At 66.0% G+C, this 11726-nt stretch carries 11 protein-coding genes; 7 read left to right on the plus strand and 4 right to left on the minus strand.

Features of this window, described 5'->3' with window-relative positions; all coding sequences use genetic code 11:
- Positions 1 to 129 precede the first annotated feature (129 nt).
- Positions 130 to 1227 (minus strand): calcium-binding protein, encoded by a 1098-nt coding sequence (locus T8K17_RS16790; protein ID WP_322330886.1) that lies wholly within the window; start codon positions 1225 to 1227, stop codon positions 130 to 132.
- Positions 1228 to 1451: 224 nt separating this feature from the next.
- On the opposite strand from T8K17_RS16790, the gene T8K17_RS16795 reads away from it, so the two are divergent.
- The 5 genes from T8K17_RS16795 to T8K17_RS16815 all read left to right on the plus strand — a co-directional run bounded on the left by T8K17_RS16795 (position 1452) and on the right by T8K17_RS16815 (position 6122).
- Positions 1452 to 1874, plus strand: coding sequence for a Tat pathway signal protein (locus T8K17_RS16795; RefSeq protein ID WP_322330887.1), 423 nt, complete (start codon positions 1452 to 1454; stop codon positions 1872 to 1874).
- Positions 1875 to 1991: 117 nt separating this feature from the next.
- Complete coding sequence (locus T8K17_RS16800; protein WP_322330888.1) at positions 1992 to 2696, plus strand: cation transporter; 705 nt, start codon at positions 1992 to 1994, stop codon at positions 2694 to 2696.
- 179 nt (positions 2697 to 2875) lie between these two features.
- Complete coding sequence (locus T8K17_RS16805) at positions 2876 to 3271, plus strand: hypothetical protein (protein WP_322330889.1); 396 nt, start codon at positions 2876 to 2878, stop codon at positions 3269 to 3271.
- A gap of 86 nt (positions 3272 to 3357) precedes the next feature.
- A complete protein-coding gene (locus T8K17_RS16810; RefSeq protein ID WP_322330890.1) occupies positions 3358 to 4746 on the plus strand; it encodes an MmgE/PrpD family protein in 1389 nt (462 codons plus the stop codon).
- A gap of 71 nt (positions 4747 to 4817) precedes the next feature.
- Positions 4818 to 6122, plus strand: a complete 1305-nt coding sequence (locus T8K17_RS16815) for an amidase (protein WP_322330891.1) — start codon at positions 4818 to 4820, stop codon at positions 6120 to 6122.
- 128 nt (positions 6123 to 6250) lie between these two features.
- Here T8K17_RS16815 and T8K17_RS16820 read toward each other — a convergent pair whose 3' ends face one another.
- Positions 6251 to 7063 carry an aspartate dehydrogenase gene (locus T8K17_RS16820; RefSeq protein ID WP_322330892.1) on the minus strand — a complete coding sequence of 271 codons (813 nt, stop codon included), beginning with the start codon at positions 7061 to 7063 and terminating at the stop codon, positions 6251 to 6253.
- 62 nt (positions 7064 to 7125) lie between these two features.
- A complete protein-coding gene (locus tag T8K17_RS16825) occupies positions 7126 to 7956 on the minus strand; it encodes a metallophosphoesterase (protein WP_322330893.1) in 831 nt (276 codons plus the stop codon).
- A gap of 375 nt (positions 7957 to 8331) precedes the next feature.
- Here T8K17_RS16825 and T8K17_RS16830 point away from each other — a divergent pair, with 375 nt between their 5' ends.
- Both T8K17_RS16830 and T8K17_RS16835 read left to right on the plus strand, forming a co-directional pair.
- Positions 8332 to 8583: a hypothetical protein gene (locus tag T8K17_RS16830; RefSeq protein ID WP_322330894.1), complete on the plus strand. Its 252-nt coding sequence runs from the start codon at positions 8332 to 8334 to the stop codon at positions 8581 to 8583.
- A 188-nt stretch (positions 8584 to 8771) separates the two neighbouring features.
- A complete protein-coding gene (locus T8K17_RS16835; RefSeq protein WP_322330895.1) occupies positions 8772 to 9860 on the plus strand; it encodes a calcium-binding protein in 1089 nt (362 codons plus the stop codon).
- Between the two features lie 115 nt (positions 9861 to 9975).
- Here T8K17_RS16835 and T8K17_RS16840 read toward each other — a convergent pair whose 3' ends face one another.
- The gene (locus T8K17_RS16840; RefSeq protein ID WP_322330896.1) at positions 9976 to 11688 is read right to left on the minus strand and encodes an N-acyl-D-amino-acid deacylase family protein; all 1713 of its coding nucleotides are present in this window, start codon (positions 11686 to 11688) and stop codon (positions 9976 to 9978) included.
- Positions 11689 to 11726: the final 38 nt, after the last annotated feature.

Here is an 11726-nt window from a genome sequence, read left to right on the forward strand (position 1 = left end):
GTCGTCCCACCGACTCAAGGCTTCGGAAAGAAGCCCCTTCATCCCCACACAGTAATTTTAGGAGAGTAAGAAGGTTAAATTCAATCGATTATGCGCGGTACTTGCTGGAGTTTGGGATCATTCCAGGCGTCAAAAGATGAAATTGATATCGGTCAGGCCGATATCCTGAACACCCACGAGGCGCACGGCATCGCTGTAGTCGTAGGTCGAGCCGGCTGTATCGGGATCGATCTTCAGCAGCATGTCGTTTCCGTCGTCGATGAGCTGCATGTACAGGGTCGACCCGGACACGCCGGAGGCGAAGGCTCCGGAGACGTCGATGAACTCGCCGACCACGAAATCGGCGATGACGTCGATCTCGGCATAGTTCTGCTGGTCGCCGTCGACGACGAAGGTGTCCAGCCCGCTGCCGCCGTAAAGCGTGTCGGCATCGGCCACGAGCGTGTCGGAGCCGGAGACGGTGCCGTTCAGAACATCGTCGCCCTTGTTGCCGTACAGCACGTCGTTGCCGCGCGATCCCGAAATCACGTCGTTGTCCTGCCCGCCAAAAAGCGTGTTGTCGCCGTAGGAACCGACCAGCGTATCGTTGCCGAAATTGCCGTAGAGGACATCGGCATCGGTGCTGGTGCTGGAGGACGCGTCGGCATAGACCTCGTCGTTGTCCTGCCCGCCATACAGGCTGTCGACCCCGGCGCCGCCGAAGATCACGTCGGACCCTTTGTTTCCGTAGATCAGGTCGTCGCCGTCGTCGCCGGACATGTAGTCGCCGTCGTCGCCGCCGGACATCGTATCGTTGCCCGTCCCTCCGCTCATCCGGTCGATACCGGCGCCGCCGTACATGAGGTCGTCGTTGCCGTTCCCGGAGAGGGTGTCGTTGCCGGCATTGCCCTGGATAATATCGTTGCCGACGCCGCCGCTCAGAACGTCGTTGCCCTGGCCGCCATACAGCGAGTCGATCGCGTCGCCACCGAAGACCGTGTCGTCGCCCGCATTGCCGTAGACAAGGTCCTGGCCCTGGCTGCCCGACAGCGCGTCGTTGTCCTGGCCGCCGAACAGCGTGTCGTCTCCGGCATTGCCCTGGATCGTGTCGCTGTCGCCGTTGCCATACAGCAGGTCGTTGGCGTTCAGGCCCTGGATGAAATCATTGCCTGCGTTGCCCAGGATACTGTCGCTGTCGATCGTGCCGATGATGGTTTCGGAGGCGTCGGTACCGTTGATCAGAGCCATGGGGGCGCACCAATGAGTGACTGGAGTACTACCCTGAGAGTCTCAATCAGGTGGCGAACCGCGCAAGAATTAAATTTATCCTACATTTGCGGAAAAGGTCGGTAGCATCTGTTTTTACTCGCGAATCGCGACCCGGCCTAGCCGTCTTCGGAGTCCGGAACGCCTTGAGAATGACACGATTTCCGGCTATCGCTTGCCCACCTTGAATGGAGGACGCCATGGGGATGACCGCTCGCATTTTCTCCGCCGCCGCCGTGCTGATCGGCCTCGCCGCGGCCGCGCCGGCGAGCGCCGACGAGGCGCGAATCGGAATCGAACTCAACAAACTCGAACCGGCTGAGAACGCCTGTCGGTCCTATATCGTCGTCCGTAACCCGGCGGAGCAGACCTTCACGGCCTTCAACATGGAGGTTCTGGTTTTCGACACCGACGGGGTGATTCAGAACCGCATCGCCATGGATCTGGCACCGATCCGTCCGAACAAGACGAGCGTCCTGATCGTCAATCTTGCCGGGATCCAATGCGATAAGATCGGCGAGGTTCTGGTCAACAGCTTTCTCGACTGCGAGCGCGGCGAGGAGCGCCTGGGCGACTGCCTGGCCCGGGTCGACCTTTCGTCGAAGACCGCGGCCCGACTGTTCAAGTAATCCCATCCGTTCCGCAAGCGCGCGTCCCGGGGCGTCGCGCGCACCGTTATATCCTAACGCGCACGGTTGCGAGGCCGGGCAGGGAGGGTCACCGTCGGGGCAACCTGGAGGTGATTGATGTCCGGATGCTGTGGACATGACCACGGTGTCGCTTTCGACGGCATGTCGGCCGCCTACAAGCGCGCCCTGATCGCGGTGGTGCTGATCAACGCGGCGATGTTCGTGGTCGAACTGGGCGGCGGTGCGTTCGCCGGCTCGATGGCCCTGACCGCGGACAGTCTCGACTTCCTGGCCGACAGCCTGACCTATGCGGTGAGCCTGTGGGTGATCGGCAAGGCCGCCTCCTGGCGCGCCTGGGCGGCTTTCGGCAAGGGCCTGTCCCTGGCGGTGATGGGGGTGGGCGTGTTCGCGACCACGGTCTATCAGGTCTTCGTGCTGGGCGTTCCCGACGCCGCCGTGATGAGCGGCATCGGCATTCTCGCTATGGTGGCCAATCTCGCCAGCGTGGCGATCCTGTTCAACTGGCGCGACGGCGACGCCAATGTGCGCTCCGTCTGGCTGTGCTCGCGCAACGACGCCATTGGCAACGCGGCCGTCGTGGTTGCCGCCGGCCTGGTCTGGTGGAGCGGTACCGGCTGGCCCGACGTGATCGTCGCCCTGTTTATGTCCGGCCTGTTCCTGCGCTCGGCCTATCAGATCCTGACCCAGTCGGTCGCCGAGCTGAAGCAGGCCAAGGAGAACCGGCCGGAGCACGAGCACGCGCCTGGGCACAGTCACGGGCACGGCCACATCCCTACGCCGAACCCCGAGGCGGGCGAGTGACCGGTCCCTGACGTCTGGCGTGACCCGGTGAAGGCCGGGTCACGTCCACAGCCGCAGAGGGAGGCGGGGTATAGCCGAACACAATCCAGAATTGCCGAATTGGCTGGTCAAGTGCGGTCCAATGCACAAGGGTGTGGCTGTTGGCACCCTCATGTGTGCCTCACTGGAGATCAATGATAATGCGTTTATTCTGGATTCTATTTGTTTCCCTTGTCCTGCCGATGGGCGGCGCCTTGGGCGCCACGGTTACGGTGAAGAACTGTCACCCCGACTCCAAGATCGATGTGCGCTTGTTCAATGCCGGCGACTTTCTCCGTGCCTTTGAAAGCTCCCTTGCCAGAAACGTGCGGTACCGCGAGGCCCGAAGCCTGACCTGCGCGACCGATAGCTGTCATGTGAGGGTTACGTACGTGCGAATCGGCCAGGACTCGAACGGCCTGGCGTCGGGCGTTTATGGCGGGGCGAACGAGGAGGTGGTGCAGAACTTTGGGAACGCCTTGGTTCACGATGGGAAGACCTATTGCTTCAGTAACGATGGGTCACAGGCGATTATGTCCCACTCGGCGTGTTGCTGACCCCCCTCCGCCCGATGCGATCCCGGCGGGACGCGGCGATCATTCCCCGATAATCTGCTTGCTCGATTATCGAGCGGGAGGCGGCGATGCCGGAAGACGTCAGGGATGCCATCGAGCGGTTTGCGGATCATGTGATCTCGACGCCGTTCGAGGCGATACCGGCCGCCGCCATCACTGCCGCAAAGACCTATCTGCTCGACAGTCTCGGCGTCGGCGTGGCCGGAACGCGCGCGTCCTACGTGGACGCCTGGATCGACGGCTACCAGGGCGCGGTGCCCGGTGCCGGCGGCCGGATCTGGGGGCTCGGCGGCACGCTGCCGACCCCGGCCGCCGCGGCGGTGAACGGCTTTCTGATCCACAATTCAGAATACGACTGCGTCCACGAGGGCGCCGTGCTGCACCCGATGGCGACCCTGCTCTCCGCCCTGATGGCGGAGGTCGAGGCGCGGGGCGTGGCGGGCCATGCGACCGACGGCAAGGCGCTGCTGCGAGCCATCGTGCTCGGCGTCGACGTCTCCACCTCCATCGGCAACGCGGTGACCACGGGCCTGAAGTTCTTCCGCCCGGCCACCGCCGGCGGGTTCGGGGCGACGGCCGCCATCGGCGCCATCGCCGGGCTCGACCGGGAGAGCCTGCTCGACGCGTTCGGCCTGTACTACGCGCAGGCGGGCGGCACCATGCAGGCCCATACCGAGGGACTGGCGCTGCTCGCCATGCAGGCCGGGTTCTGTGCCCGCAACGCCGTGGTCGCCGTGCGCATGGCCGAACAGGGCATTCCCGGCACCCGGGGCACGCTGGAGGGACCCTACGGCTATCTGCGGCTCATGGAGGACGCCTACGACCGCGAGGCGCTGCTCGGCGGGCTGGGCACGGTTTGGCGGATCACCGAGGTCGCCCATAAGCCGTTCCCCAGCGGCCGGGCGACCCATGGGCTGCTCGACGGGCTCTCGTCCCTGCTGGCCGAGCACAGCTTTTCCGTCGACGCGGTCGAGCGGGTCGAAGCCTCGGTGCCGCCGCTGACCCACCGGCTGATCGGCCGGCCGGTGAAGGAGGGGATGCAGGCCAACTATGCCCGGCTCTCCGGTCCCTACACGGCGGCGCGGATGCTGCTGACAGGCACGCTGGACCTCACCGATTTCACCGACGAGGCCCTGGCCGATCCGGCCACCCTGGATCTCGGCGCGCGGGTGTCGGTGCAGGCCGACGGCAACCCGGACCCCAACGCCTTCTCACCGGTTACCGTGACGATCGTGCTGAAGGACGGGCGCCGGCTGGAGCGGGCGGTGGACGTGGTCTACGGCAGCCCGGCCAAGCCGATGAGCCGGGAGGCCCATCTGGCGAAGTTCCGCGCGAACATCGCCCACGGCCGCGGCGGCCTGCCGGCGCAGAACGCGGAGCGGCTGATCGCCCTGGTGGACGATCTGGAGACCGTGGCCGACACACGCGGCCTGATCGACCTGCTGGTGTCCGCCTGAGGTCTTGACCCCGGGGGGAGAGCGGGGCAGGACGGGGACACGAACGGACACCTGAACATGGCCGATATCCGATGACGGGACTGGTTGATCTCTCGCTCGCCGAAATGGTGGGCGGGCTGGACGATGGCGCGATTTCCTCCGTGGACTTGGTGACGGCCCACCTGAAGGCGATCGAGGCCGCGAACCCCACCCTGAACGCGGTGTGGGACGTGGATGCGGAGAGCGTCCTCGCGGCCGCGCTGGAAAGCGATGCCCGGCGTGGGGAGGGGGCGACCCTGTCCGAACTCGACGGCATTCCGGTCGGCCTGAAGGACAATATCGACGTCGCGGGACGGCCGACGAGCAACGGCCTCGGCACGTCCTGGGTGCCGAGCGAGGATTCGGCTGTGACCGCCCGGCTACGCGAGGCCGGAGCGATCCCGATCGCCAAGCTCGCCATGCACGAGGCCGCCCTGGGGGCGACCAGCGACAACCCGCATCGCGGCCGGGTCGACAATCCCGCCGTCCCCGGCCACACGCCGGGCGGGTCGTCCGGCGGATCGGCGGCGGCGGTGGCGGCCGGACTGGTGCCGCTGGCTGTGGGCACCGATACGCTTGGCTCCGTGCGAATTCCGGCGGCCTATTGCGGTGTGGCCGGCTTCAAGCCGAGTTTCGATCTGCTGCCGACCGCCGGGGTGACGCCGCTGTGCTGGACGCTGGACCATGTGGGGCCGCTCGCCCGCTCGGTCTTCGACCTGGCGCTGTCGCTCCCGGTGCTGGCCAATGTGGAGGCCGAGCCGGTGGACCTGAAGGGCCTGGTGCTCGGCTGGCCGGCCGAGGTGGATGCCTGCGAGATCGAGCCGGCGGTGCAGGGCGTGATCGACGCGGCGATGGACCGGCTGCGCGCCGGCGGGGTGACCATCCGGCAGATCAAGCTCGGCCTCGGCGATCTGGCGCTGCTGCGCCGCGCCGCGCTGCTGGTGATCGAGGCGGAAGGCGCGGTGGCGCTGGAGGATGTCTGGCGCGATCACCCGGAGGCGCTGTCGGACACGCTGACCGCCATGCTGAGCTACGGCCGCGATGCGCCGGCGTCGAAATACGTGAAGGCCTACCGCCGGATCGAGGAAGCGGGCGAGCTGATCAATGCGGCCTTCGACCAGGTCGACGCGCTGATCCTGCCGACGGTGCCGCAGACCGCCTTCGCCGCCGATGCCCAGGTGCCGCTCAACCAGGCGGACCTGACCTCGCTCGCCAATTACGCCGGGGCGCCGGCGGTCAGCCTGCCGGTTCCGGTCGGCACCGGCGCGCCGGTGGGGCTGCAGCTCGTCGGCGGGTTCTACGAGGACGCCAGGCTGATCGGCACCGCCCTGGCGGTGGAGGATCTGCTGCGGCGGTAGGGGGCTGTTCCCAATCCCCTTCGTCATCCCGAACTCGTTTCGGGACCTCGCTTAGCCGACCCCACATGAGGTCCCGAAACGAGTTCGGGATGACGAAAGGAAAAGTGTGGGCTTGCCGGCCCGCACCGTCACCCGCCGATCCGCACCGCGCTGGCGAGCTGCTTGACCGTCTTGGTCACCGCCATGGCGACGATCTTTCCGGTCTTGCGGTTCTCTTCGGCCACGGCGACGTCCTCGGTGAAGGAGAACGAGCCGAAGGCCCCGCGGGCGGTGACGGTGATGATGTGGGTCTCGATGGTGGGGTCGGCGACGATCGTCAGCTTCGTGCGGTCGAGCCCGATCCCGGCCAGGGCGACCGCCGCCGAGATGTTGACGTTCTGCGGATAGGTCGCCGCACCCTCGCGGGCGGAACCTTCGAAAATCACCGTCGGCGCCGTCATGGACTCCAGATCGAACAGGTCCTGCGCCGCCGTGCCGTACCAGGCGCTCGGATCCTTGCGCACGGTCATCTCCACCGCATCCAGCCCCCCGACAGCCGCACCGGAGAGGATGTCCAGGGCGCCGATGCCAGCCGAGGCGAGGGTGAGCGACGTGCCGCCTTCTTCGGCCGCCGCGCGGCAGCGGGCGTACAGGTCGTCGTCGGTGAAGGCGCCGATGGAGGTGACGATCACCCGGACCCCGCGCTTGAGCAGCGGGATGACGTGATCGCGCACCGCCTGATGGCCCGCACCCTCCAGCACCACGTCATACTCACCGGCATGGAATTCTCTGGGGTCGGTCAGGTAGTCCGGCCCGTTCGCCGCGCTCGGCCGGGGCGTGCGGATGAGGACGGCTGGGATCGAGATCCGGCCCTCCAGTTCGGCGGCGACGAATTCGATCACATGGGCGCCGATGGCGCCCGCCCCGATCAGGCCGAGGCGGAGGGGAGGGTTTCTTTTCATGCGCCGAGCTTACGCCCCGCAGGCGCCCTTCCCAAGCGGCCATCTGTCCGGCGGCGAGGGACCTATTCGGCGGCGGCTGTCTCGTCGATCCAACCGTCCTCGCCCAGCGGGATCCACTCCAGATCCGGTTCGGCCAGGAAATCGACGGTGTGGACCACGGTGCTCTCCACCCCCAGGAGAACGACGTTGTAGGTCGGCGCCAGCGGGCCGACGCCGATGGCATTTCGGGTCCCCAGATCCGGCGCGTTGGGGTGGTTGGTGGAGCGCGGTGCCGAGAACGGAATGCCGCAGACCGACCCCGACAGCGTGAAATGGCAATGCCCGAAGAAGATGTGGCGGATCGTATCGCGGTACTGGGCCATCAGGACCCGCACCGGCCCGCCTTCCATCAGGCCGATCATGTCGGCCGAGCGCGCGCCCACCGGACATGGGTGGTGGTGCATGAAGACGTAAACGCCGATCTGCTCGGCCCGCGCCCGCGCCAGTTCCGTCGCCAGCCATTCCTGCCTGTCCGGGCCGTAGCGGCCCGCATGGGTGCCTTCCTCGAGGGTGTCGAGATACAGAAACCGGCCGACCGGAGTGTCCTCGGCGTATTGGACGTAGCCGAAGGAATCCACCGGGACTTCGGGGAACACGGCGCGGAAGGTCCGCCGGTCGTCGTGATTGCCGAGCAGCAGCCGGGGCTCCAGCGGCGAGGCCATGACGATCTCTCGCAGTTGGGCATAGGAATGCCGCTGGCCGTGATGGGTGAGGTCGCCGGTGATCACCAACTTGTCCGCGTCGCGGTGATGGGTTTCGACATGCGCTAGGCAGGCGGTGAAATTGGCGATCGGCGCCTGGCCCAGGATCTTGTCGTCGTGGATATGGATGTCGGAGATATGGATCAGCTTCACGGTCGCCCCCAGGGTTCTGCCGGACAGCTTATCCCCGCGATGTGACAGCTTTGCGGGTATCACCCACGGGCATCGGCGGGTTCGATGCCGGTGCCCGATAAATCGATCTCCAGGGAATATTAATTCATTGACGGTATTTTCGAGCAATATCAGGTCGATGGATAGAATATATATAGAAATATCAATGTATAAAAGAAATTATAGTTTGACAAATCGGCTGAAAAAGCCCGCTCTGTCCGTCAGATACAAAATAAAACAGTCTCTCGACATAAGGAATTTACGATGAACCTACCCAGTTGGATTAAGCCCGTTATTTTTGGTGTGGTGATTGGTGCGATCGTTGCGACGATTGTCGGCTTCACTGCCGGCGGATGGATGACCGCCGGCAAGGCGGAAGTCGCGGCCAACGAGCAGGCCGATGCCGAGGTCACCGCCGCATTGCTGCCGATCTGCGTGGACCTTGCGCGCCAGGACAGCGACCGGGCCGCCAAGATCGAGGCGATCCGCGCCAAGCCGTCCTATCAGCGCACCGAGGCCATGAACGATTCCGGCTGGACCACGATGCCGGGCACCGACAAGGCCGAACGCCGCGTCGCGTCCGCCTGCGCCGAACAGCTTCTGAACTGATCGATCCGTTCCGATACGACCCCGGGACCGCCTTCAAGAGGCAGGTCCGGGCAGCGGCCGGCGGACGCGTCGGCCGTTTGTTTGAGAAGAATTCATTATTTTGTGAAATCACTGGAATAAGGGGCTGCTCTCCCGGTCATTGATGCAGCGACGCGCGGAACGGCGTCGGACCATCAAGGGAGATCGACATGGCCAACCCCAATTCCGACCTGATCCTCGGCACCATCGCGGACGACACCGTCCTCGCGGCCCAGGGCAACGACACCGTCAGCGCGGGCGCCGGCAACGACCTGATCTACGGCAACCAGGGTTCCGACGTCCTCTATCTCGACGACGGGGACGATATCGCCTATGGCGGCCAGGCGAAGGACACGATCCTGGGCGGCGCCGGCGACGATCTGATTTACGGCAATAACGGCATCGACGTGCTGTCCGGCGGTCTCGGCAACGACACCCTGTTCGGCGGCAACGGCACCGATACCCTGAGCGGCGGCGACGGCGACGACCTGCTGGCCGGCAACAACGGCCCGAATGTTTATGTCTTTGACAGCGCCGACGGCAACGACACGATCACCAGCTTCCAGGTCGGCAACGGCTACCTGCGCTTCGGCGACGACACCGACGCGGTTCTGAGCGCCGATGCGGACGGCACCGCGCTCGTGACCTACGGCACGACGACCGTGCGCGTCGACGGCGTTCTGGCCTCGACCGTCACCCTGGGCGACCTGACCGGCGATCAGGTGATCGCCGGCGGCGAGGGCGGTCAGGTGATCAGCGGCGGCTACGGACAGGACACCCAATTCGGCGGCGAGGGCGACGACATCCTGTTCGGCAATGTCGACGACGATCTGATGTACGGCGAGGGCGGCCGGGACACCATGTTCGGCGGCCAGGACGACGACACGATGCTCGGCGGCACCGGGGACGACTCCCTGTTCGGCAACCTGGGCAACGATGCGATCTCCGGCGGCGCCGGCAACGACCAGCTCTTCGGCGACGGCGGAAACGACACCCTGGTCGGCGGCGACGGCGACGACATCCTCCAGGTCAACGAGGGCAGCGATCTCATCGTGGTCGGTGCGGCCGACGGCAACGATACGGTCTACGGCTTCAGCGCCGGCACGGATTTCATCGGCTTCGCCGACGGCCTGACCTCGGCCGGCGTCACGGTGGAAAGCTCGCTTGAGGGCGACGCGGTGCTGCGCGTCGACCCGACGACGACTGTCCAACTTGTCGGCGTCGCCCCCGAGGACGTCAACGACGGCTTCTTCGTATGACCGTCCGTCGTCCCTGTGACCGTCCGTCGTCCCTGAGATGCCGATAAAAAACTCCCCGGCCGCATGCGACCGGGGAGTGAAGTCTGAGGTTACACTTCAGTCGTCCGGGACAGCGTCAGCGCTGGCCCCGCACTACCCGGCCGGGAAGCGCGCCCGTGGGCGAGCCGTCCCGGTAGGTCACTTCGCCAGCGGCGATGGTCGCCGCGTAGCCCTTAGACTTCTGCAGGAGGCGCTTGCCGCCCGCCGGGAGGTCGAAGGTGACGTAGGGGTCGGAAAACCCGACCGAATCCCAGTCGATGACGTTCACATCCGCCTTCTTGCCCGCCTTCAGCACGCCGCGGTCGGACAGGCCGGCCGCGCCGGCGGTATCGGAGGTGAGGCGCCGGATCACGTCTTCCATGGGGAAGCGCGAGCGGTCGCGGCCCCAGTAGCTCATCAGCCAGGTCGGGAACCCGGCATCCAGGATGAAGCCCACATGGGCGCCGCCGTCGCCGAGGCCCATGATCACGTTCGGATCGGCCAGCATCGCTTCCGGCGTCGACATGTCGTAATTCACGAAATTGACCAGCGGCGTGTAGATGAACGCCTTGCCGTCGCGCTCCAGCAAGACGTCGTAGGCGACCTCCTGGGCGGTGCGGCCCTCGCGCTCGGCGATGGCGGCGATCGACTGGTCACGCTGCGGCTCGTAATTGGCCGGGGAGCCGAGGCGGAACATCTTGTTGAACGAGATCCGGTGGATCAGGGGGAAGGTGCTCTCCTTGATCGGATCGTCCGCCAGGATCTTCGCCCGCACCTCCGGGTCGCGCATCGCCTCGACCCGCTTGTCCAGCGGCAGATGGGCGATGGAGCGATAGGTCTTCGTCCCTGAGAACGGGTTCTGGCTACCTTCCAAACCGAGCAGGATGCCGATCGGACGCGGGGCTGCCACCGGACGGATCGACAGGCCGTCGGCCTTGGCCTCGTTCGACATGCGCATCAGGTCGCGCCAGAAATCCGGTCGGTCGTGGCGCTGGGTGAGGGAGAACACCGCCGTGCGGCCGCTCTTCTCGACCACGCGGCGCAGGACGGCGAACTCGCCCTCCGGGCTCGGCTCGTTCCAGTCGGAGACGATCTCCAGGAAGCCGGAGCCCGCCTCCTTCATGCCCATGGCGATGCCCGTCAGCTCGTCCTCATGGGCGCGCAGGGTGGGGGTGAGGTCGCCGGCCAGGGTCTTGTGGCTGATGGTGCGCGAGGTGGAGAACCCGAAGGCGCCGGCTTCCATCGCCTCACGGGTCAGCTCGCGCATCCGGGCGATGTCGGCCTGATTGGCCTGCTCGTGCTGGATTGCCCGCTCGCCCATCACGTAGACCCGCAGGGCGGCGTGGGGGAGCAGGGTGCACAGATCGATGTCGCGCGGCTGGCGGTCAAGCGTGTCGAGATACTCGCCGAAGGTCTCCCACTGCCAGTTCAGCCCCTCGTGCATGACCGGACCGGGGATGTCCTCCACGCCCTCCATCAGCTCGACCAGCTTCTCGCGGTCGGCCGGCTTGCAGGGGGCGAAGCCGACGCCGCAATTGCCCATGACCGCGGTGGTGACGCCATGCCAGGCCGACGGCGCCATGTGTCGGTCCCAGACCGCCTGACCGTCGTAATGGGTGTGGATGTCGACGAAGCCGGGGGTGACGATCTTGTCCTTGGCGTCGATCTCCTCGGCCGCCTTGAGGCCGCCGATATCGCCGACCGCCAGGATCTTGTCGCCGGCCAGCGCCACGTCGCCCTCGTAGGCGGCGCCGCCGGTACCGTCGACGATCGTACCGCCGCGGATGATGAGAGTGGCTTCGCTGGACATGGTGTCTCCTCCGATGGTCGAGTTTCCCGACCTTATTG

Source organism: Thalassobaculum sp. OXR-137 (assembly GCF_034377285.1).
In the GTDB taxonomy this organism is placed as follows: Bacteria; Pseudomonadota; Alphaproteobacteria; order Thalassobaculales; family Thalassobaculaceae; genus Thalassobaculum.

What these genes read in the sequence shown, in the direction of transcription:
- T8K17_RS16790 (WP_322330886.1), bottom strand. Translation starts at nt 1,227, where the DNA reads ATGGCTCTGATCAACGGTACCGACGCCTCCGAAACCATCATCGGCACG.
- T8K17_RS16795 (WP_322330887.1), top strand. Translation starts at nt 1,452, where the DNA reads ATGACCGCTCGCATTTTCTCCGCCGCCGCCGTGCTGATCGGCCTCGCC.
- T8K17_RS16800 (WP_322330888.1), top strand. Translation starts at nt 1,992, where the DNA reads ATGTCCGGATGCTGTGGACATGACCACGGTGTCGCTTTCGACGGCATG.
- T8K17_RS16805 (WP_322330889.1), top strand. Translation starts at nt 2,876, where the DNA reads ATGCGTTTATTCTGGATTCTATTTGTTTCCCTTGTCCTGCCGATGGGC.
- T8K17_RS16810 (WP_322330890.1), top strand. Translation starts at nt 3,358, where the DNA reads ATGCCGGAAGACGTCAGGGATGCCATCGAGCGGTTTGCGGATCATGTG.
- T8K17_RS16815 (WP_322330891.1), top strand. Translation starts at nt 4,818, where the DNA reads ATGACGGGACTGGTTGATCTCTCGCTCGCCGAAATGGTGGGCGGGCTG.
- T8K17_RS16820 (WP_322330892.1), bottom strand. Translation starts at nt 7,063, where the DNA reads ATGAAAAGAAACCCTCCCCTCCGCCTCGGCCTGATCGGGGCGGGCGCC.
- T8K17_RS16830 (WP_322330894.1), top strand. Translation starts at nt 8,332, where the DNA reads ATGACCGCCGGCAAGGCGGAAGTCGCGGCCAACGAGCAGGCCGATGCC.
- T8K17_RS16835 (WP_322330895.1), top strand. Translation starts at nt 8,772, where the DNA reads ATGGCCAACCCCAATTCCGACCTGATCCTCGGCACCATCGCGGACGAC.
- T8K17_RS16840 (WP_322330896.1), bottom strand. Translation starts at nt 11,688, where the DNA reads ATGTCCAGCGAAGCCACTCTCATCATCCGCGGCGGTACGATCGTCGAC.